The sequence below is a fragment of the Streptomyces prunicolor NBRC 13075 genome, from assembly GCF_000367365.1.
GTDB lineage: Bacteria > Actinomycetota > Actinomycetes > Streptomycetales > Streptomycetaceae > Streptomyces > Streptomyces prunicolor.
The window spans coordinates 14,441-33,092 of record NZ_BARF01000102.1 but is presented as its reverse complement, the minus strand read 5'-3'; the positions used below and the strand labels follow the sequence as shown (position 1 = coordinate 33,092).

Below are 18,652 nucleotides of genomic sequence, written 5' to 3'. Positions count from 1 at the left end.
CCTACCTCGGGACAATGGGGAACTCGCAAATGGTCCCACTCGCGGTTACCGCAGTGCAAGGCGAGTGACCTCCACCGCATATGTGCGCGACACCTGTCATTCATCTTGCACTGCCGGTAACCGAACGATGACGCGCTCAGCGGCGCCGCAACTTCTTCAGGCAACGGTGACCGAGAACCCGTACGAGTTCCTTCGACGAGGTCTGGTGAACCGTCCGCGCCTTCGCCGGCGTGGTATGCCGCACGGGCGCCGCCGCGACCGCCGCGAGCGCCCCGTAGAGCGCCTGCGCGGCCACGTCGGGCGCGATCCGCGGCGCCCCGGACACCTTGGCCACAGCCTCCGGTACGGCCGAAAGCAGTGACGTGTCCCCTACGACCCGTACGCCCGTGGCGGCGATCGTCCCGGCCATCTCGGCGCCGATCGCGCCCGCGGCCTCGATCGCCCACTGAGGCGTGGTGATCTTCACGTCCTGCGGAGTCGGGCTGCACGCATTCTTCATATGCATGACCGCGCCGTTGCGCACGAGCTTGGAATACAGCTCGTCGGGGAGCCCATTGCCGCGGAATTCGACGTTGAGCTTCCGCAGCATTTCGGTCTCGGCGAGGGTGAGAGAACGGTTCGCCGCGTCCGGAACCGGCCGCAGGAGATTCGCGGGCAGTCCGAGCAGCGCCTCGAAGGTGCGCAGCAGCCCGTCCCGGTCGCTGTCGTCGACCACGACGACGGTCATGCGCTCGGGACCCACGGCCCGCGTCCAGCGCTCCACCAGCCGGTCGTGCCGGTGACGGCGCCAGAAGCTGGGGTTGGGCTGCTCGTAGGGCGCCTTGCGGAGCATGTGCTCCAGCCAGTTGTCGTAGCCCATGCGCAGGCCGTTCTGCACGTACTGCTGCCACTGCGAGGGCATGATCCGCGCCAGCGGGCGCAGGGTGATCAGGATGTGCACGCGCTCGCCGCCGAGCTGCTCCACGATCCGGGCGACCGTCTCGTCGTCCTCGGCGTCGGCGAAGAACTCGCTGCTGATCACCGAGGTGCGGTCGCCGGTGGCCCGCACCGCGTCGAGGAGACGCGTCCAGTGTTTGTCGGTGGGCGCGGTGTCGCCCATCATCGCGGGCCGGGCGCAGGCGGCGAGGGCCGCTTCCATCGGGTGCCTGCTGTGCGCGGGGAAGTCGACACCGTGCGCGGGCATCGTGTCCTTCGCGGCGAACAGCGCGCCCTGGATCGCGGTGGTCCCGGTCTTGTGCGGGCCGATGTGCAACAGCCGGGTGCCGGCGGGCAGCGCTTCCTTAATACAATCCGTCTCCATGGTTAACGGACGGTAAGAGTTGTTCCTGAGTTTGACCTGAGAGGAGCCTGGGACACAGATGAGTCCCAGGCTCCGGCCACACAGGGTTCACAAACCTCGCTACGACAACTTCTCCACGACAGCCTCTATACGACGCTGACGCCCGGGTCGTCCGACTCCACCCGGAGTGAGGCGTACGTGCTCGGCGTCGCCGTGGGCTTGAGCACGGTGTCCACGACCCGCACCTGCGCGTCGATGCCGTCCTTGCGGATGTCGAACAGGTGGTAGCCGCGGTGGGCGTCGATCACCTTCCAGTGCGGGTTGTCCGCCATCAGCGGGTCCCACTGGGCGTGGAAGGCGGCCTGGTCCTGGTCGCCGTTGCTGGAGATGGACGTGCCGACGAACTCGGCGCCGACGACGTCGGAGTCCGGATCGGCGAAGTCCTCCTTCAGATCGCTGATCATCGTGAGGTGCCGGTCGCCGCTGAGCACCACGGGGTTGCGGATCGACTTGAAGTCCTCCAGCAGGGCGTTGCGTTCGACCTGGTAGCCGTCCCAGGCGTCGTAGAACCACTGCTTGCCCGCACCGAGCAGGATGTCGGTCTCGGCCATCATGATCTGCGAGGCGATGACGTTCCAACGGGCGGGCGAGTGCCGCAGCCCTTTCAGCAGCCACGCCTTCTGCTCGGCGCCCATCATGGTCATCGCCGGGTCCTCGGCGCCGGCCTGCGTGGTCGCCTGGTCGCTGCGGAACTGCCGGGTGTCCAGGACGTTGAGCCGCATCAGCCGACCGAATTCGAGCCGCCGGTACATCTGGATGTGCGGCCCGTTCGGCACGGCGCTCGCGCGCACCGGCATGTGCTCGTAGTACGCCTGGAAGGCCGCGATCAGCCGCGCGACGAACGCGTCGTGCGACTGCTGGGCGGGGTCCTGCGGGATCTCCCCCGCCCAGTCGTTGTCCACCTCGTGGTCGTCGAAGGTCACGACCCAGGGGGTGTTGGCGTGCATGGCGAGGAGGTCAGGGTCGGTGCGGTACTGCGCGTACCGGTTGCGGTACTGGACCAGGCTGTACGGCTCCCCCGCCCCCTCGTGCCGACGCGGCCCCGCGTTCGACGGCGCCGACTCGTAGATGTAGTCGCCGACGAAGAGCACGAAGTCGGGGTCCTGGGACAGCATGTCGGCGTACGGCGTGAAGTAGCCGTTCTGCCAGTTCTGGCAGGAGGCGAGCGCGACGCGCAGTCGGCCGCCGGAGCTGTTCGCGTGGGGCGCGGTGCGGGTGCGTCCGGTGGCGGAGAGCTGCCCGCTGACGCGGAAGCGGTACCAGTAGTCACGGCCCGGGCGCAGTCCCCGTACATCCACGTGAACGCTGTGCCCGTACTCGGGCCGGGCGGGCGCGATTCCGCGGCGCACGTGCTTTCTGAAGCGTTCGTCCTCCGCGATTTCCCACTCCACGGAGACCACCTGGTCCGGCATCCCGCCGCCGTTCAGCGGGTCCGGGGCGAGCCGCGTCCACAGCACGATGCCGTCGGGCAGCGGGTCGCCGGAGGCGATACCGAGGCTGAACACCCCGTCGGGCAGCGGGGTTTCGGCAGCCCGGGCGGAGGTCGGCAGCCAGAGCTGGGCGGAGGCGGCGGCCCCCAGCACCGCCGCACCGGCCGCGAGAAAACGTCGTCGATCGGGTGATACGGCTCCGGTCATCGGTGAACTCCCTTGCGACGTTGGCCTCTTGGGTCACTTGGAAGCCTCACAGTGCGCGGAGTCCCGCCCGTTGAACAGTAAGTATCGCGTCCATGACAAATGAGCGCACAGCAAGAGACCCGTTACTCCGAGAGCAACGGGTCTCAGCCACTTTGGTCACGCCGACGAATGATCTTCACGCCGAACGGACGAGCACCGGCGCGGGCAAGGCGCCGGGCGGGTCTGTCAGAACGGCTTGAAGTCGTTGAACTCCTGGGTCGCGTCGTCCCGTTCGGCCTGCTTGTCCCGACGCCGCTGCGTCGCCGGCCGCGGCTCGTCGAGCCGGTGGTCCTCGCCACGCCGGCCCAGCATCTCCGCGCCCGCCATCACCGTCGGCTCCCAGTCGAAGACGACCGCGTTGTCCTCGGGGCCGATCGCGACGCCGTCGCCGGAGCGGGCGCCCGCCTTCATCAGGGACTGCTCGACGCCGAGGCGGTTGAGGCGGTCGGCGAGGTAGCCGACGGCCTCGTCGTTGCTGAAGTCGGTCTGACGGACCCAGCGTTCGGGCTTCTCGCCGCGCACGCGGAAGAGGCCGTCCTCCTCCTGTACGACGGTGAAGCCGCTGTCGTCGACCGCCTTCGGGCGGATGACGATCCGGGTCGCCTCCTCCTGCGGCTTCGCGGCACGCGACGCGGCGATCAACTCCGCGAGCGCGAAGGAGAGTTCACGCAGTCCCGTGTGCGCGACCGCCGACACCTCGAAGACGCGGTAGCCGCGGGATTCCAGGTCCGGCCGCACCATCTCGGCCAGGTCCTTGCCGTCGGGTACGTCGATCTTGTTGAGGACGACCATGCGCGGGCGCCGGTCGAGACCGCCGTACTGCTTCAGCTCCTCCTCGATCATGTCGAGGTCGGAGATCGGGTCGCGCTCGGACTCCAGCGTCGCCGTGTCCAGGATGTGCACGAGAACGCTGCAGCGCTCCACGTGGCGCAGGAACTCCAGGCCGAGGCCCTTGCCCTGGCTGGCGCCGGGGATGAGGCCGGGGACGTCGGCGATCGTGTAGACCGTCTCGCCGGCCGTCACCACGCCGAGGTTCGGAACGAGAGTCGTGAACGGGTAGTCGGCGATCTTCGGCTTCGCCGCGCTCAGCACGGAGATCAGCGAGGACTTGCCGGCGCTCGGGTAGCCGACCAGGGCCACGTCGGCGACCGTCTTCAGCTCCAGGACGATGTCCTGGAGGTCGCCGGGGACGCCGAGGAGTGCGAAGCCCGGCGCCTTGCGGCGGGCCGAGGACAGCGCCGCGTTGCCGAGGCCGCCCCGGCCGCCCTGCGCGGCGACGTACGACGTGCCGTGGCCGACCAGGTCGGCCAGCACGTTGCCCGCGCCGTCCATCACGACCGTGCCGTCCGGGACCGGCAGGACCAGGTCCGTGCCGTCCTTGCCGGAGCGGTTGCCGCCCTCGCCGGGCTTGCCGTTGGTGGCCTTGCGGTGCGGGGAATGGTGGTAGTCGAGCAGCGTGGTCACGGACTGGTCGACGATGAGGATGACATCCCCACCCCTTCCACCGTTGCCGCCGTCCGGGCCGCCGAGCGGCTTGAACTTCTCACGGTGGACGGAGGCACAGCCGTGGCCTCCGTTACCCGCGGCGACATGCAGCTCGACGCGGTCCACGAAGGTGGTCATGGGATGTGCCTCCAGTTACGTACAAGAAAGTCTTAGGGGCGCAGCTACGTGCTGCTACCAGTAGAAACACGCGAAAGGCGGACCCGCTTCCCGGAAGGGAAGTGAGGTCCGCCTCGCGAAAGCTTCCGATCAGTTGCCTGAATCAGCCACCTGATGCCAGTTGCCTGAATCAGCTACCTGATGTCTCAGGCGACCGGAACGATGTTCACGACCTTGCGGCCACGGTGCGTACCGAACTCCACCGCACCGGCGTTCAGCGCGAACAGCGTGTCGTCGCCGCCACGGCCGACGCCCGAACCGGGGTGGAAGTGGGTGCCGCGCTGGCGGACCAGGATCTCACCAGCGTTGACGACCTGACCGCCGAAGCGCTTCACGCCGAGCCGCTGGGCATTGGAGTCGCGACCGTTCCGGGTGGACGATGCGCCCTTCTTGTGTGCCATCTCTCCTCAGTCCCTTACTTCGCAGCCGCGGGGATCTCAGTGACCTTGATCGCCGTGTACTGCTGGCGGTGGCCCTGACGACGGCGGTAACCGGTCTTGTTCTTGTACCGAAGGATGTCGATCTTGACGCCCTTGTGGTGGTCCACGATCTCGGCCTGGACCTTGATGCCGGCCAGTACCCACGGGTCGCTGGTCACAGCGTCGCCGTCGACAACGAGCAGGGTCGAGAGCTCGACCGTGTCGCCAACCTTGGCAGTGGAAATCTTGTCAACCTCAACGATGTCGCCGACAGCAACCTTGTGCTGGCGACCACCGCTGCGCACGATGGCGTACACGCTGATCTCACTCTCTAACTCAGGGACGGCACCCCCGCAGTCCAGCCGCCCTGCAGAGCAGACGGCCTCTCCCGACGGAACACGCCCGGGAGGAAGAGGTTTACGGGGATGTGGCGTGTCACCAGTGGACACGCCGACAGTCAAGGTTACGGGGCCGCAGCCGAACGGGTCAAACCGGGCCCGGTGGGGAGTGCGACTGGTCACATGGACCAGCCGCACCCGCCCGGGGTTCAGCCCTCGTCGGTGGAGGCGGTGACGGAGGACGGGCTCGTCTGCTCCGCCGCCGCGGTCTTCTTCGACGTGGTCTTGGCGGCCTTCTTGGCCGTCGTCTTCTTCGCGGCCGTCTTCTTGGCCGCGGTCTTGGTGGCCGCCGTCTTCTTGGCAGCCGCCTTCTTCGCCGGGGCCTTCTTGGCCGCCTTACGAGCGGCCGTCTTCTTGGCCGGAGCCTCGCCCTCGACATCAGCCGCTACGGCTGCCTCGGCGACCGGGGCCTCCTCCACCACGGCCGACGGTACGACCGTGACGGCCGCCTCCTCGGACGCGGTCGGTGCGGTGGCCTTGCGCACGGCACGACGCCGCGGGCGGGCCGGAGCCGCACTCTCAGCAGGCACCTCGGGCTGCTCGACGGGCGCGGGCGTCTCGACGACGACCGGCGCGGCGGCCTCGGTGACCGTCACGACGGCGGCCTCCTCGGACCCCGCCGGAGACCCGGCGGGCGCGGTCGCCTTACGGGTCGCACGACGGCGCGTACGCCCCTTGGGCGCGGCATCGTCGACCACCGGAGCCTCGACGGCCACAGGCGCTTCGACAGCGACCGGAGCCTCGACGACCGGGTCCTCCACGGCGACGGGCGCGGCCTGCGCGACAGCGGCCGGCTCGGCCTCCTCGCGGACCTCGCGCGACTGCCGCGCCTCACGGGCCTCGGCCCTCGGCGCACCGGCCGGAGCCGACGCCCGCCGGCTCGTCCGGCGCCGCGAACGCCCACCCCGGGTGGCCGCGGCCTCCGCCTCGGCGGCGCTGCTGTACAGGTCCTCGTCGGGCCTGAACTCGGTCTCCGTGAACGGCACCGGCATGGCGACCTCGGCCGCCACCTCCGCCTCGGTCTCGACCTCGTCGGACTCGTGGTCGTGCTCGTGCGTGTCGTGACCGTCGTGCGTGTCGTGGGCGTCCTGCCCACTCCCGTCACCACCGCGCCCGCGCCGCTTGCGCTTGCCGCCGCCACCGACCGAGGTCGGCTGCTCCATGTGCACGATGACACCGCGGCCGTTGCAGTGGACGCAGGTCTCGGAGAAGGACTCAAGGAGGCCCTGTCCGACGCGCTTGCGGGTCATCTGGACCAGGCCCAGCGAGGTGACCTCGGCGACCTGGTGCTTCGTACGGTCGCGGCCCAGGCACTCCAGGAGCCGCCGCAGGACCAGGTCCCGGTTGGACTCCAGGACCATGTCGATGAAGTCGATGACGACGATGCCGCCCAGGTCGCGCAGCCGCAGCTGGCGCACGATCTCCTCGGCCGCCTCCAGGTTGTTCCTGGTCACGGTCTCTTCGAGGTTGCCGCCCTGACCGGTGAACTTGCCGGTGTTGACGTCGATCACGATCATCGCTTCGGTCTTGTCGATGACCAGCGAACCGCCGCTCGGCAGCCAGACCTTGCGGTCCAGCGCCTTCATCAGCTGCTCGTCGATGCGGTACGTCGCGAAGACGTCCACCTCGGAGGTCCACCGGGAGAGCCGGTCGGCGAGGTCGGGGGCGACGTGCGAGACGTAGCCGTGGATGGTGTCCCACGCCTCGTCACCGCTGACGATGACCTTGGTGAAGTCCTCGTTGAAGATGTCGCGCACGACGCGGACGGTCATGTCCGGCTCGCCGTACAGCAGCGTCGGCGCGTTCGAACTGCCGCCGCTCTTCGACTTCTTCTGGATGTCCTCCCATTGCGCCTGCAGCCGCTCGACGTCACGGCTCAGCTCGTCCTCGCTCGCGCCCTCGGCCGCGGTGCGCACGATGACGCCCGCGTCCTCGGGGACGATCTTCTTGAGGATGGTCTTCAGCCGGGCCCGCTCGGTGTCGGGCAGCTTGCGGCTGATGCCGGTCATGGAGCCCTCGGGGACGTACACGAGGTAGCGCCCCGGAAGGGAGACCTGGCTGGTCAGACGCGCGCCCTTGTGCCCGATCGGGTCCTTGGTGACCTGCACGAGGACCGACTGGCCGGACTTGAGGGCGGACTCGATGCGGCGCGGCCCGTTGGCCATGCCGAGCGCCTCGAAGTTGACCTCACCGGCGTACAGGACGGCGTTGCGTCCCTTGCCGATGTCGATGAACGCGGCCTCCATGGAGGGCAGCACGTTCTGGACCTTGCCCAGGTAGACGTTGCCGACGTACGAGGTCGACTGCTCCTTGTTGACGTAGTGCTCGACGAGCACGCCGTCCTCCAGGACGCCGATCTGCGTGCGCTCACCGCTCTGCCGGACGACCATCACGCGCTCGACGGCCTCGCGGCGGGCCAGGAACTCGGCCTCGGTGATGATCGGGACGCGTCGGCGGCCCTGCTCGCGGCCTTCGCGGCGGCGCTGCTTCTTGGCCTCGAGACGCGTCGAGCCCTTGATGGACTGCACCTCGTCGCTGGGGTGCTCGTCCTTCTTGGCGCGCGGCTCGCGGACCTTGACGACGGTGCGCTCGGGGTCGTCGGTCGACGCGGGCGTCTCGCTCTCGCCGCCCGAGTCACCGGCGCGACGACGCCGACGGCGCCGGCGACGGCTGCTGCTCGACCCGGAACCGCCCTGGTCGTCGTCAGCCTCCTCGGCGTCCTCCTCGACCTGCTCGGCGGTGTCCTCGGCATCCTGGGCGACCTGCTCGGCGGCGTACTCCTCGCCGTCCTCGCCCTCGTCCTCACCGGTGGCGGACTCGCCACGGCGACGACGCCGGCCACCACGGCGACGGCGGCGGCGCGAACCGGTCTCCTCGGCCTCGTCACCGTCGGCGGAGTCCTCGGCCTCGTCGGCCTCTTCGGGCTCCTCCTCGACCACGACAGCCTCGACGACGGCGGGCGCATCGGGCTCGGCCTCGAAGGCGGCACCCCGGCGACGACGCCGACGACGTCCGCCGGTCTCCTCCTCGACGACCTCCACGGCCACGGGCTCGGCGACGACGACTTCTTCCTCGTCGTCCTCCACGGCCTCGGCGGCAGCGGCAGCCGCGGCGCGCTCCGGGGTCTGGAACATCGGCTCGGTGAAGACGGGCGCCTGGAACACGGCGACAGCGGGCCGCCGCGGCCGACGCGGACCGTCCTCGTCCTCGGCACTGTTCCCGTTCTTGGGCGCGGGCGCGGAGAACCCGCCGGCAGCGGTCCGCACGGACCGGCGCCGACGTCGCGGCCCCGAGTCCTCGGCGGGAACCTCGGCGGCGGTGTTCGTCTCCGCGGTGTCCGCGGGGGTCTCGTCGTTCACAGGGGCCTCCTCGCCCACGGGCGTCCCGGCAGGCGCGGACACACGGCGCGTGGCGCGACGACGGCTCCGGCGCGGCGCGGCATCCTCATCGGACACGGCAGCCGCGGAACCTTCGGTCACTTCTTCGGTCACTGCAACGCTCTCGGCGGCCTCGGGCACGTCACTCGCCTCGGGCGCACCAGCGGGTGCGGACACCTTCCGGGTGGCACGCCGACGCGTACGCCCAGCGGGCGCAGCAGCCTCTTCGGCCACGACGGGTTCTACGACGGCGGGCGCCTCGGCGACGACGGGCGCGGCCTCGGGCTCCTCCACCGGCTCGGCCACGGCAGCCGGGGCGACGGTCTCGGGCGCGGTGACCCGGCGCGTGGCGCGACGGCGGGTACGCGGCGGAGCGGCATCCCCGTCGGACTCCACGGGCGGCGCGGTCTCCTCGACGGCGGCAGGCGAGGCGGCGGCAACGGCCAGCACCACGATCCCGGCCGCCTCGGGCACCTCACTCGCCTCGGGCGCACCGGCGGGCGCTGACACCCGCCGAGTGGCACGCCGACGCGCACGCCCGGCGGGCGCGGCCTCTTCCGCCACAGGTGTTGCTACGGCAGCGGGCGCGTCGACGCTCTCGTCGGCCCCGCTCTTCTCTTCTGCTTCGCTGACCTCGGCCGGTATGGCCGGAGCGCTGTTCTCGACGGCGCCCTCGGGGGCGGCCGGCGGTCCCGCGGGTCGAGACGCGGCGCGGCGCCTACGGCGCGGCGGCAGCGTGTCGCTCGGGGTGTTGAGTTCGGAACCCTCTGCGGGTTCGGTCGGTTCGAGCATGCGGGGGTTTCTCCCGTCAGGCTCCCGGGCGCCGCGCCTGGTCCGGCAGGGATGCCGGTGACGTCCGCGGCTCGCGCGTTGCGCGGTGCCGCCGTCCGGGGCGCGGGCGCCGCACGGGAGCTCTCTGTGTCCTGTCTCGCCGGTTCCGTACGCCCAGATGCGGACGGCCTGGCGAAAGTCTTGTGGTCGGTGCGCTGCCCGACCCAGGTGGCTCCCGAGTCCGAGGGCGGCGCTACGACATCGGTCCCTACGCGGAACCTTCCCTACGCCGGCGCCTTCGCGGCGGCAGCTTCGGCGACCGTGTGATTCCCGGTCACTGCTGCCTCGCGGTCGGGCGCGAGCGGGTCGGTCACCGTGCCGGTCTCTTCATCGAACAGCCCCTGCGCCAGCCTGGTCACCGCTGCGGCGACCGGCGGCGCCAGGTCGGCCACGGCGCGAAGACCGGACAGGACGTCGTCGGGTCGAACGGCAGGCGTCACGTGCCGAACAACCAGCCGCAGTATCGCACAGGCCTGGTCGGTAGGCCTATCAGCCTGTGGACTGATCGTCTCGAGATGCGCTACGGCGGGGCGGGCGTCGAACGTCCGCATGCCGTTCTTGGCCATGCGCTGGACCTCGACGCTCTCGGCCGCGTTGAACGCGGCCACCGCGCGCTCGGCGTCCTCGGGCGCCACCCCGTCGAGCCGCAGCTCCCACACGGAAGCCGTGAGCCGGTCGGCGAGCCCGGAGGTCCGGGCCTCGACCGCGTCGATGATGTCGAGCCCGACGGGCATCGACTCGTCGAGCAGCTCGCGCAGCTTGTCGGGGTCGCGCTCGGCGGTGAGCGCGATCTCCAGGTATTCCGCCTCACTGCCCGTGCCGGTGGGTGCGGCATTGGCGTACGACACCTTCGGATGCGGCGTGAACCCCGCCGAGTACGCCATCGGCACCTCGGCGCGGCGCAGCGCACGCTCGAAGGCGCGCTGGAAGTCACGGTGGCTGGTGAACCGGAGGCGGCCGCGCTTGGTGTAGCGCAGTCGGATGCGCTGCACCGCGGGTGCGGGCGGCGGGCCTTCGGGCTGTCGCTTGCCCAGTGTCCTAGTCCTTCGTGAGAACGGTCGTACTTCTACCAAGAGTACGTGTGTCGTCGCCCATCGGTTCCCGCAGCTCCACCGGCTCGGGCTGCCGGGGCTCGCCGAAGACCAGCCGCCTGAAGTCGGCGCGCGCCTGCCGGGCGGACTCGCGCGCGGCGGTCAGCACCTGCCGGGTGACCCTCCCCACAGCGCGCGCGGCCTCGGCGACGGGCCGCAGCACCAGGTCCCGTACGACGTGTCCGACCGGGGTGAGCACGGTCCGGTAGACCCAGCTCACCGGCTCCACGAAGATCCACCGCAAGAGGGTCCCGAGCGCCCGCCCCACGGCGAGCGAGATGTGCCCGGCGATCCGCCAGGCGTGCCCGAGGGCGTCCCGCACCTCCCGCCCGACGACGACGAGCACCCGACCGACCGGTGTCAGCACCCAGCGCCACAGGGCGACGGCGGGCAGCACGAGCAGAATCCGGGCCGTCCAGTACAGGGCGACACCGATTCCCGTGCCGATCGCGCTCAGCAGCCACAGGAGTCCCCGCCCGCACCAGGCGACCGCGTGCCCGATCGGCGTGAGGATCCAGGCGTACAGCCACCCGGCGGGCAGGACGAGCAGATACCGCCCGAGCCAGGCCACACCGGCGGCCACCCCGCCGACGACCCACGCCACACCTGCGGCCGCTCCGCCCGCGACCCACGCGCACGCGTGCCCGACGGGAGTGAGCACGCGCGCGTAGACCCACGCCAGCCCGCCCCCGATCCGCCGGGCGCTCCAGGCGAGGCCGTGCCCGAGCGGGGTGAGCACGTACCGGTACAACCAGCCGAGCGGCACAAGGACAAGGAGGTGGGTGAGCCATGCGAGCGCCTTGGCGAGCGGCACGACGCCGTACCGCCACAGCGCCACCCACGGCCACACGAACACCGCGCGCCCCACCGGCCGCAGCACGGTCCGGTACAGGAACCGTCCGCCGACCACCAGCGCGTCCCACACCAACCGGACCGGCACGACCAGCACGAGCACGACGATCCGCACCGGGACGCGGATCGCGACGGCGAGACATCCCTCGGGCGGCTGCGGCGACGGCCGCGCGGGCGGCTTCTCGAATTTCCTGGGGGCGTCCATACCGGGCAAGACGCCTCAGCTCCCCGTCCGGGTCCGGATCCAGTACCGCAATTTCCCGTCCCGCTCGTCCTCGAACTTCCCGCCGCCGGCCTCGATCACCTTGCGGGACGCGATGTTGGTGGCGTCACAGGTCACGAGGACCGGATCCAGGCCGAGTTCACGAGCGTACGGCAGCACGTCACGGAGCATCCCGGTCGCGTGCCCGCGGCGACGGTGGGCCGGCCGGACGCCGTAGCCGATGTGGCCGCCGTAGTCGAGGAGCCACGGAGTGAGGCGGTGCCGTATCTGGATCCGGCCGAGGTAGGTGTCGCCGTCGACGTACCAGTACCAGGTGCTCGGCACGAAGCCCTCGGGGCGTCGCCCGTCCTCCAACTCCTCCTCGCGCACCGCCGCCACGTACCGCGCGAACCCGGCCGGCCGGTTCCAGGTGCCGCCGTGCTCCCGGAGTTCACGCGCGAGGGTGCCGCCGAAGAAGTCGTCCTCGACGATGTGCTCGTGCACGGCGTCCAGGAAGGAGACCCGGAACCGGGCGTCGGGCGGGATCAGTTCAGGCATCGGTCAAGGGTAGGGGTCGCCACTGCGGACACGGGTGTGCAGGAGCCGGGGCGAGGAGGCGAAGCCGCGGCGGGCGTAGGCGGGGATCGCCCGGGGCGCGGACAGGTGGTGACTCGGCGTCTCGGCGAGGCTGGCCCGGACCTGAGGGAATTCCTCATCCCGGCTCAGGAACCGGGGAGTTGGGCAACATCATGCGGTCGAACCCGGGCCGGGTGATCACAGGGCATAGTTACGTGAGGCAAGTAATTACCTGATGACTCAGCGACCGAGCACTCAGCTCGCGGAAGGACCGGCGTGTCCGAGCAAGCCCTCCTCGTCATGGACGTCCAGCGCATGATCGTGGACCGTTACCCCGACCCGGCCTATCTGCCGCGCCTGCGCAAGGCGATCGACACGGCCCGCGCGAACGGTGTCCGCGTGATCTACGTGACCGTCGGATTCCGCCCCGGCGCCCCGGAGATCAGCCCGCGCAACAAGCTGTTCGGCAGGCTCGCGGGCGCTCCCGCGTCGGCCGCCGCGGCCCAGGCCAACGACATTCACCCGGACGTGGCCCCCGGGCCCGGCGACATCGTCGTCACCAAGCGCCGGGTCAGCGCGTTCGCGGGCAGCGACCTCGACATGGTGCTGCGGGCGAACGACATCGACCACCTGGTCCTGACCGGCATCGCCACGAGCGGCGTCGTCCTGTCCACCCTGCGCCAGGCCGCCGACCTGGACTTCACCCTCACCGTCCTGTCCGACGGCTGCCTCGACAACGACCCGGAGGTCCACCGCGTCCTCACGGAGAAGGTGTTCCCGATGCAGGCCGAGGTGACGACGGTGGCGGACTGGGTGGCCGCGCGCTGAACTTCCTGTAGCTGAACTCCCTATATTGGTGGGCGTACTTGAGGCCTGTACTTGACTCCGTGCTTGACGGGACGGAGTCGACGTCGGTGCGATCCGGGGGGATTGAGCGTTCGTGGGACCAGTCAGAACACGCGGGGCGGCAGTGCTGGCCGCCCTCTGCGCCCTAGCCGCCGTACTGCTTCTCAGCGCCTGCGGGACGCGGGTCGCGGGCAGCACGGACGGAGCGACGCCGACCGGGTCGCTCCCCTGGACCCTGGCGTCGCCCTCCAGGGTCACGGGGGCCCAACTGGCCGACGACCAGCGCACGTTGACCGTGAGCGTCCGGGTGCCCGACGGCAAGCAGCCGTGCGTGCGGGCGCTCAAGGCCGCGGTCACCGACTCCGCGAACAACACCGTGTGGGTCCAGATCACCTTCTCCTCACCCTCGGGGGACAGGCACTCCGGATGCACCGGGGAACGTACGGCCTCGACGCGAGTCCGGCTGCCCGCCCCCTTGGGCAAGCAGAGACTGGTCGTCGACTACGACAACCAATTCACCACCGACGGCGCCAAGTTGCCCGCGCTGCGGCTGTGCGGGGAACTCGGCTGCCACCCGCCGGCCACCGGCTGCACCACCGCCTCCTACGAACAGGCGGAGATCGCCGCCGACGTCCCCGCGCACACCTACCGCGACGCGGAACACTGCGACGGCAAGTGGCTGGTCCTCGACTTCTCCTGGCGTACGGGCCCGGTCTGCGGCGATACGACCGCGTCCCCGGCCGGCTGTGCCTCCCGGCTCGGCGACCGCTGGTTCTTCCGTGCGAAGCCCGCCGGTTGGGCACCGATCACCTCAAGCGCGGCCGGCGGCTGCAAGGTTGTCCAGCGTGCGGAGCCCGCGTTCCCCACGTCGTTGTGCTCCGGGCTGGCCCCGCTCTCCGCTTCTCTGCACCCGAGTTACCCACCACCGTCGCCTTCGCCTTCGACTTCGACTTCGACTTCGACTTCGCCCTCGGCCTCGGCTTCGCCGACCCGCAGCCAACTGCCCTAGCCCGGCCGGGAGTTCAGCCCTGCGCCGTCGGCCTGATGACGATCTCGTTGACATCGACGTCCGCGGGCTGGTTGACGGCGTAGACGATCGCCTCACCGATCGCGGTGGCCGGGATCGCGATGCCCATCATGTCCTCGGTGGCCGCGCGCATGCCCAAGTCGCTGATGCTGTCGGTCAGTTCGCTGCGGGTGAGGCCGGGGCTGACCACGGTGACGCGCAGGTCGCGGCTCTCCTGCCGTAGCCCTTCGGAGATGGCGCGGACCGCGTACTTGGTGGCGCAGTAGACGGCCGCGGTGGGGTCGACGCGGTGCCCGGAGACGGAGGCGACGTTCACGATGTGTCCCGCGCCCTGCTCGCGCATCACGGGCAGCACCGCGGCGATGCCGTGCAGCACACCGCGGATGTTCACGTCGATCATGCGGTTCCACTCGTCGACCTTGAGGGCCTCCAGCATCGCCAGGGGCATCACGCCCGCGTTGTTGACGAGCACGTCGATCCGTCCGTACGACTCCTGCGCGGCCCGGACGAAGGCCTGCACGCTCTCCAGGTCGGTCACGTCCAGCTCGCGGTGGTCGGCCGTGCCGCCGTCCGCGCGGATCTCCTTGGTCAGGGCGGCGAGGCGGTCGGCGCGCCGGGCGCCGAGCATCACCCGGTGCCCCGCCCCGGCCAGCAACCTGGCCGTGGCCTCGCCGATACCGCTGCTCGCGCCGGTGACCAGGACGGTCTTGGCGGTACGGGGGCCGGTACGGGAGGTGGACCGGACGGTGGTGGCGGTCATGAGGAGCCCTTCGGAGAAGCCGATCGCACGGCGGTGATCCACCGTGTCGTTCGTGTCGTGTCGTTTCTTCCGAGCATCGGCGGGATCGGTCCGATGAGGCAGGACGGGGCTTCCGGGGTGCGCCACTCCTAGGAAGCGGGAGGGCGCCGTAGGGTTGAGGAATGGACGGTACGGACGGTTACGCGCTCGGTGGTTTCCTGCGTGCGCGGCGTTCCCGGCTGACTCCGGCGGAGGTGGGTTTTCCCGGTTCGGGGGCGCGTCGGGTGGCCGGGCTGCGGCGGGAGGAGGTCGCCGTGCTGGCCGGGGTCAGCGCCGACTACTACGCCCGGCTGGAGCAGGGCCGGGAACGCAGTCCCTCCGGCCAGGTGGTCGACGCCATCGCCCGCGCCCTGCGCCTCGACACGGACGCCCGCTGGCACGCGTACCGGCTGGCCGGCCTGGTCCCGAGGCCCGTCCCCGCCGAGCCGTCCGACGCGGTGGACCCGGCGCTACTCCAGCTCCTGCACGCGTTCCCGACGGCGGCGGCGTACATCATCAACCGGCGCCTGGAGGTCCTCGCGTCGAACCCTCTGGCCGACGCGCTCCTGGCGCCCCTGGGCGACCGCCGCAGAATGGTCCGCACGCTCTTCCTGGACCCGGCGGCCCGGGACCTCTTCGCCGACTGGCAGCACGTGGCCCGCTGCTCGGCCGAGGCGCTGCGCCTGGCGACGGGACACGACCGGGAGGACCGCGAGCTCAACTCCCTGATCGCCGAACTCCTCGGCGGGAGCGAGGAGTTCGCCGCGCTGTGGCAGCACCACAGCGTCAGCCGCCCCGGCCGCCAGTCCAAGACCTTCAACCACCCGGACGTGGGCCGCCTCACGCTCACGTACCAGACGTTCGACGTGCAGAGCGCCCCCGGCCAGTGCCTGCTGGTCGGCACGGCCGAGCCGGACACGGAGGACGCCGTGTCACTGGCTCGGCTGGGGTCCCTGCACGCGGCTGGAAGCCCGAAGGCACCGCTGCCGTAAGCGAGTTACCGCCCGGCGAGCCAGTCCGTGTAGTGGGTGGCGGTGATACGGGCGCCGTCCGGGGCGGTGAGGACGTCACCGGGGACGACGGCGAACATGCCGGCCGCGTCGTCGGTGACCACGGAGCCCGCGCGACCCTTGGCGGTCAGGGTGAGGCGGCCGAGTTCGTCGAGGGGGTAGACGTCCGGGCCGCTGATGTCGAGGACGCCGTTCAGCGGGGCGCCCGCGGCGACCTCGGCGACGACGGCGGCGACCTCGGCGGCGGCGATCGGCTGGATCGGCGTACGCGGCAGCCGGACGGTGTCGCCGTCGGTGGTCATGGCGAGGGTCGCGTCCATGAACTCCATGAACTGCGTGGCGCGGACGATGGAGTACGGGACCGGTCCGCCCTTGAGGAGATCCTCCTGGAGGACCTTCGCCCGGTAGTAGTCGAGTCCCGGCACCTGGTCCACACCGACGATGGACAGAATGACGAAGTGTCCGACCCCGCCCTTCTCGCTCGCGGCGAGCAGGTTGTCCATCGACGCCTGGAAGAAGCCGATCGAGGCATCGTCGAAGGTCGGTGAGTTCGTCAGATTGACGACGACCTCGGCGCCCGAGACGGCCTCCTCCAGCCCTTGACCAGTGATGATGTCCACGCCCGTGGACTGGGAGTGGGGCACGGCCCGATGCCCGGCCGCGTTCAGGTTCCGCACGACCTGCGACCCGATCAGCCCGGTTCCGCCGATGACTGCGATGTTCATGACCTACGCCTTCCGTAGACGACCGACGTCCGATATCTACCGGTACGCACCTCTAGCGGCATCCCGGCTCGAAACTCGGACACTTTCCATCCGAGATAATACCCGGACATTCAATGTCCGAGTCAACGGGAGTCTGAGTAAAATGAGGGAGTGAAGATGTCCGGCGGAGTCGAGTGGGCCCTGCACTGCTGCGTTGTCCTGACCTCGACCCAGGCCCCGGTCCCGGCCGCACGCCTGGCCGAGTTCCACGACGTGTCACCGACGTACCTCGCCAAACAACTCCAGGCCCTCTCCCGCTCCGGCCTGGTCCGCTCGGTACAGGGAAAGTCGGGCGGCTACGTCCTGACCCGCTCCCCGGCGACAATCACGGTGCTCGATGTCGTCGAGGCGATCGACGGCCCCGACCCGGCCTTCGTCTGCACGGAGATCCGCCAACGCGGCCCGATGGCCACCCCACCCGAAGCCTGTACGACGCCGTGCGCGATCTCCCGCACGATGGCCGCGGCCGAGTCGGCCCGCCGGGAAGCCCTCCGCTCCGTCACGATCGCCGACCTGGCACGCGACGTGGAATCGGACTCCGGGGAGGGGACGTTGGCGGGGGTTGGCGTGTGGCTGGCCTCGCCGGTGGGGCAGGACGGCTGAGCTTGGGCGGGCGGGGGGACGAGGCAGTGTTACGGGGCCAGGGGCGCCGTCACGGAGTCAGGTACGGCATGCCGAGCCGGGTGCGGTGGGCCGGACCGGTGTGGCGCCGCAGAGCCAAGTGCGGTGCAGCCCAGCCGACATGGCATAGCGACACCAGCACGGCGCCGCAGCCAGGTCACGTCCGAGAACCAAGTCCCGTGCCACCCAGCCGGCATGGCATAGCGGAACCAGCACAGAGCCGCAGCCGGTGCGCCGCCACGCAGCCGGGACGGCGTTGCCGAATCAGCGTCGGCGTCGCAGAGCCCGGGTCGATATGCCGACCAGGGGTCAACATGCCCAGCCGGGAGCGGTGTTGCTGAACCCGCGTGGCGTCGCAGAGCCGGCGCTTATGTGCAGAACCGGCGCCAATACGCCCGGCCAGGTGCGGTGTTGGTGAACCGGCGTGGCGTCACAGAGCCGGCGCCAATATGCCCAGCCGGGAACAGCGTTACCGAACCCGCGCGGCCTCCCAGAGCCAGGCGCCCTGTTGCCCAGAGCCTGTCCGGCGGACCTCTCCGGGCCCGGCACTCCTGGCACAGCTGGTACGCCTGGCACGGCTACATTGCCGAAGTGTCCAAGTGCGCCCCCACTGGTCCGCACCGACACCGACACCGGCCGGACAGTCACACGAGCGACGGCCATCGATCGGCGGCCCACTCCAGCCATCCTGACCACCCAGGAGGCGGACCTCCCACCACATGTCCATCAAGTTCCGTGGCGTCGGGCTCCTCGAACAGCGTCCGCCAGTGCAGGAGGTCCGTCTCGCTCATCGCGAAGGTCTGATCGGGGACAGTCGACCGGCGATGGGCGATCCGAGCCCGTTGGGTCTCTTGGTCCACCGGCACGTACACCAGTTGACAGGACGCGCCCACAGACATCACCAACCAGCGGATCGCGGACCTCTCGTCACGAGACCAGCAGCCGAAATCCAGGACCACGTTCGTTCCCAGCTTCAGCGCCTCCAGCCCCAGGCACAGCAGCCGTCCTTCGAGCACATCGCGCTTCCCGGCCGGCTGCGGATCACCGAACAGCGGGAGCATCCACTCGTCCGGCGTCAGCCGCAGCGCGCTGTGCTCCTTGGCCAACTGCCGGGCCCTCGTGGTCTTTCCGGCCCCTGGCAGGCCGACCGTCAGGAACAACGTCGTCACACCCGAACCCTGTC

Annotated in this window: 16 protein-coding genes; 4 read left to right on the top strand and 12 right to left on the bottom strand. The window is 70.5% G+C overall.

Annotated elements, in window-relative coordinates:
- Positions 1 to 136: 136 nt before the first annotated feature.
- The 9 genes from SPR02S_RS43055 to SPR02S_RS43015 form a co-directional block, all read right to left on the bottom strand.
- Positions 137 to 1,300 (bottom strand): hypothetical protein, encoded by a 1,164-nt coding sequence (locus SPR02S_RS43055; RefSeq protein WP_026151389.1) that lies wholly within the window; start codon positions 1,298 to 1,300, stop codon positions 137 to 139.
- A gap of 125 nt (positions 1,301 to 1,425) precedes the next feature.
- Positions 1,426 to 2,976, bottom strand: a complete 1,551-nt coding sequence (locus SPR02S_RS43050) for an alkaline phosphatase D family protein (RefSeq protein WP_026151388.1) — start codon at positions 2,974 to 2,976, stop codon at positions 1,426 to 1,428.
- Between the two features lie 225 nt (positions 2,977 to 3,201).
- A complete protein-coding gene (gene obgE / locus SPR02S_RS43045; protein ID WP_019063245.1) occupies positions 3,202 to 4,638 on the bottom strand; it encodes a GTPase ObgE in 1,437 nt (478 codons plus the stop codon).
- A 185-nt stretch (positions 4,639 to 4,823) separates the two neighbouring features.
- A complete protein-coding gene (gene rpmA, locus SPR02S_RS43040) occupies positions 4,824 to 5,078 on the bottom strand; it encodes a 50S ribosomal protein L27 (RefSeq protein ID WP_019063244.1) in 255 nt (84 codons plus the stop codon).
- A 14-nt stretch (positions 5,079 to 5,092) separates the two neighbouring features.
- A complete protein-coding gene (rplU, locus tag SPR02S_RS43035; protein ID WP_006374708.1) occupies positions 5,093 to 5,413 on the bottom strand; it encodes a 50S ribosomal protein L21 in 321 nt (106 codons plus the stop codon).
- Positions 5,414 to 5,643: 230 nt separating this feature from the next.
- The gene (locus SPR02S_RS43030; protein WP_026151387.1) at positions 5,644 to 9,663 is read right to left on the bottom strand and encodes an Rne/Rng family ribonuclease; all 4,020 of its coding nucleotides are present in this window, start codon (positions 9,661 to 9,663) and stop codon (positions 5,644 to 5,646) included.
- 263 nt (positions 9,664 to 9,926) lie between these two features.
- Positions 9,927 to 10,694, bottom strand: coding sequence for a TIGR03936 family radical SAM-associated protein (locus tag SPR02S_RS43025; RefSeq protein ID WP_019063242.1), 768 nt, complete (start codon positions 10,692 to 10,694; stop codon positions 9,927 to 9,929).
- A 46-nt stretch (positions 10,695 to 10,740) separates the two neighbouring features.
- Positions 10,741 to 11,850, bottom strand: a complete 1,110-nt coding sequence (locus SPR02S_RS43020) for a hypothetical protein (RefSeq protein ID WP_019063241.1) — start codon at positions 11,848 to 11,850, stop codon at positions 10,741 to 10,743.
- A 15-nt stretch (positions 11,851 to 11,865) separates the two neighbouring features.
- Entirely contained in the window at positions 11,866 to 12,405 is a 540-nt protein-coding gene (locus tag SPR02S_RS43015) for a GNAT family N-acetyltransferase (protein ID WP_019063240.1), read from the bottom strand.
- A 294-nt stretch (positions 12,406 to 12,699) separates the two neighbouring features.
- On the opposite strand from SPR02S_RS43015, the gene SPR02S_RS43010 reads away from it, so the two are divergent.
- Both SPR02S_RS43010 and SPR02S_RS57595 read left to right on the top strand, forming a co-directional pair.
- A complete protein-coding gene (locus tag SPR02S_RS43010; protein WP_019063239.1) occupies positions 12,700 to 13,251 on the top strand; it encodes a cysteine hydrolase family protein in 552 nt (183 codons plus the stop codon).
- Between the two features lie 142 nt (positions 13,252 to 13,393).
- On the top strand, positions 13,394 to 14,278 hold the full coding sequence (locus SPR02S_RS57595; RefSeq protein WP_019063238.1) for a hypothetical protein: 885 nt from the start codon (positions 13,394 to 13,396) through the stop codon (positions 14,276 to 14,278).
- Positions 14,279 to 14,291: 13 nt separating this feature from the next.
- On the opposite strand, the gene SPR02S_RS43000 is transcribed toward SPR02S_RS57595, so the two are convergent.
- Positions 14,292 to 15,056 (bottom strand): SDR family oxidoreductase, encoded by a 765-nt coding sequence (locus SPR02S_RS43000; protein ID WP_052347138.1) that lies wholly within the window; start codon positions 15,054 to 15,056, stop codon positions 14,292 to 14,294.
- A gap of 161 nt (positions 15,057 to 15,217) precedes the next feature.
- Here SPR02S_RS43000 and SPR02S_RS42995 point away from each other — a divergent pair, with 161 nt between their 5' ends.
- Positions 15,218 to 16,066, top strand: a complete 849-nt coding sequence (locus tag SPR02S_RS42995) for a helix-turn-helix domain-containing protein (RefSeq protein ID WP_019063236.1) — start codon at positions 15,218 to 15,220, stop codon at positions 16,064 to 16,066.
- A gap of 5 nt (positions 16,067 to 16,071) precedes the next feature.
- Here the strand turns inward: SPR02S_RS42995 and SPR02S_RS42990 are convergent, their stop codons facing one another.
- Positions 16,072 to 16,809 (bottom strand): SDR family oxidoreductase, encoded by a 738-nt coding sequence (locus tag SPR02S_RS42990; protein ID WP_019063235.1) that lies wholly within the window; start codon positions 16,807 to 16,809, stop codon positions 16,072 to 16,074.
- Positions 16,810 to 16,965: 156 nt separating this feature from the next.
- Between SPR02S_RS42990 and SPR02S_RS42985 the strand changes: the two genes are divergently transcribed.
- The gene (locus SPR02S_RS42985; RefSeq protein ID WP_019063234.1) at positions 16,966 to 17,451 is read left to right on the top strand and encodes an RrF2 family transcriptional regulator; all 486 of its coding nucleotides are present in this window, start codon (positions 16,966 to 16,968) and stop codon (positions 17,449 to 17,451) included.
- A 662-nt stretch (positions 17,452 to 18,113) separates the two neighbouring features.
- On the opposite strand, the gene SPR02S_RS42980 is transcribed toward SPR02S_RS42985, so the two are convergent.
- On the bottom strand, positions 18,114 to 18,638 hold the full coding sequence (locus SPR02S_RS42980) for a P-loop nucleotide/nucleoside kinase family protein (RefSeq protein ID WP_019063233.1): 525 nt from the start codon (positions 18,636 to 18,638) through the stop codon (positions 18,114 to 18,116).
- Positions 18,639 to 18,652 lie beyond the last annotated feature (14 nt).

What these genes read in the sequence shown, in the direction of transcription:
- SPR02S_RS43055 (WP_026151389.1), bottom strand. Translation starts at nt 1,300, where the DNA reads ATGGAGACGGATTGTATTAAGGAAGCGCTGCCCGCCGGCACCCGGCTG.
- SPR02S_RS43050 (WP_026151388.1), bottom strand. Translation starts at nt 2,976, where the DNA reads ATGACCGGAGCCGTATCACCCGATCGACGACGTTTTCTCGCGGCCGGT.
- obgE (WP_019063245.1), bottom strand. Translation starts at nt 4,638, where the DNA reads ATGACCACCTTCGTGGACCGCGTCGAGCTGCATGTCGCCGCGGGTAAC.
- rpmA (WP_019063244.1), bottom strand. Translation starts at nt 5,078, where the DNA reads ATGGCACACAAGAAGGGCGCATCGTCCACCCGGAACGGTCGCGACTCC.
- SPR02S_RS43030 (WP_026151387.1), bottom strand. Translation starts at nt 9,663, where the DNA reads ATGCTCGAACCGACCGAACCCGCAGAGGGTTCCGAACTCAACACCCCG.
- SPR02S_RS43020 (WP_019063241.1), bottom strand. Translation starts at nt 11,850, where the DNA reads ATGGACGCCCCCAGGAAATTCGAGAAGCCGCCCGCGCGGCCGTCGCCG.
- SPR02S_RS43015 (WP_019063240.1), bottom strand. Translation starts at nt 12,405, where the DNA reads ATGCCTGAACTGATCCCGCCCGACGCCCGGTTCCGGGTCTCCTTCCTG.
- SPR02S_RS43000 (WP_052347138.1), bottom strand. Translation starts at nt 15,056, where the DNA reads ATGACCGCCACCACCGTCCGGTCCACCTCCCGTACCGGCCCCCGTACC.
- SPR02S_RS42995 (WP_019063236.1), top strand. Translation starts at nt 15,218, where the DNA reads ATGGACGGTACGGACGGTTACGCGCTCGGTGGTTTCCTGCGTGCGCGG.
- SPR02S_RS42990 (WP_019063235.1), bottom strand. Translation starts at nt 16,809, where the DNA reads ATGAACATCGCAGTCATCGGCGGAACCGGGCTGATCGGGTCGCAGGTC.
- SPR02S_RS42985 (WP_019063234.1), top strand. Translation starts at nt 16,966, where the DNA reads ATGTCCGGCGGAGTCGAGTGGGCCCTGCACTGCTGCGTTGTCCTGACC.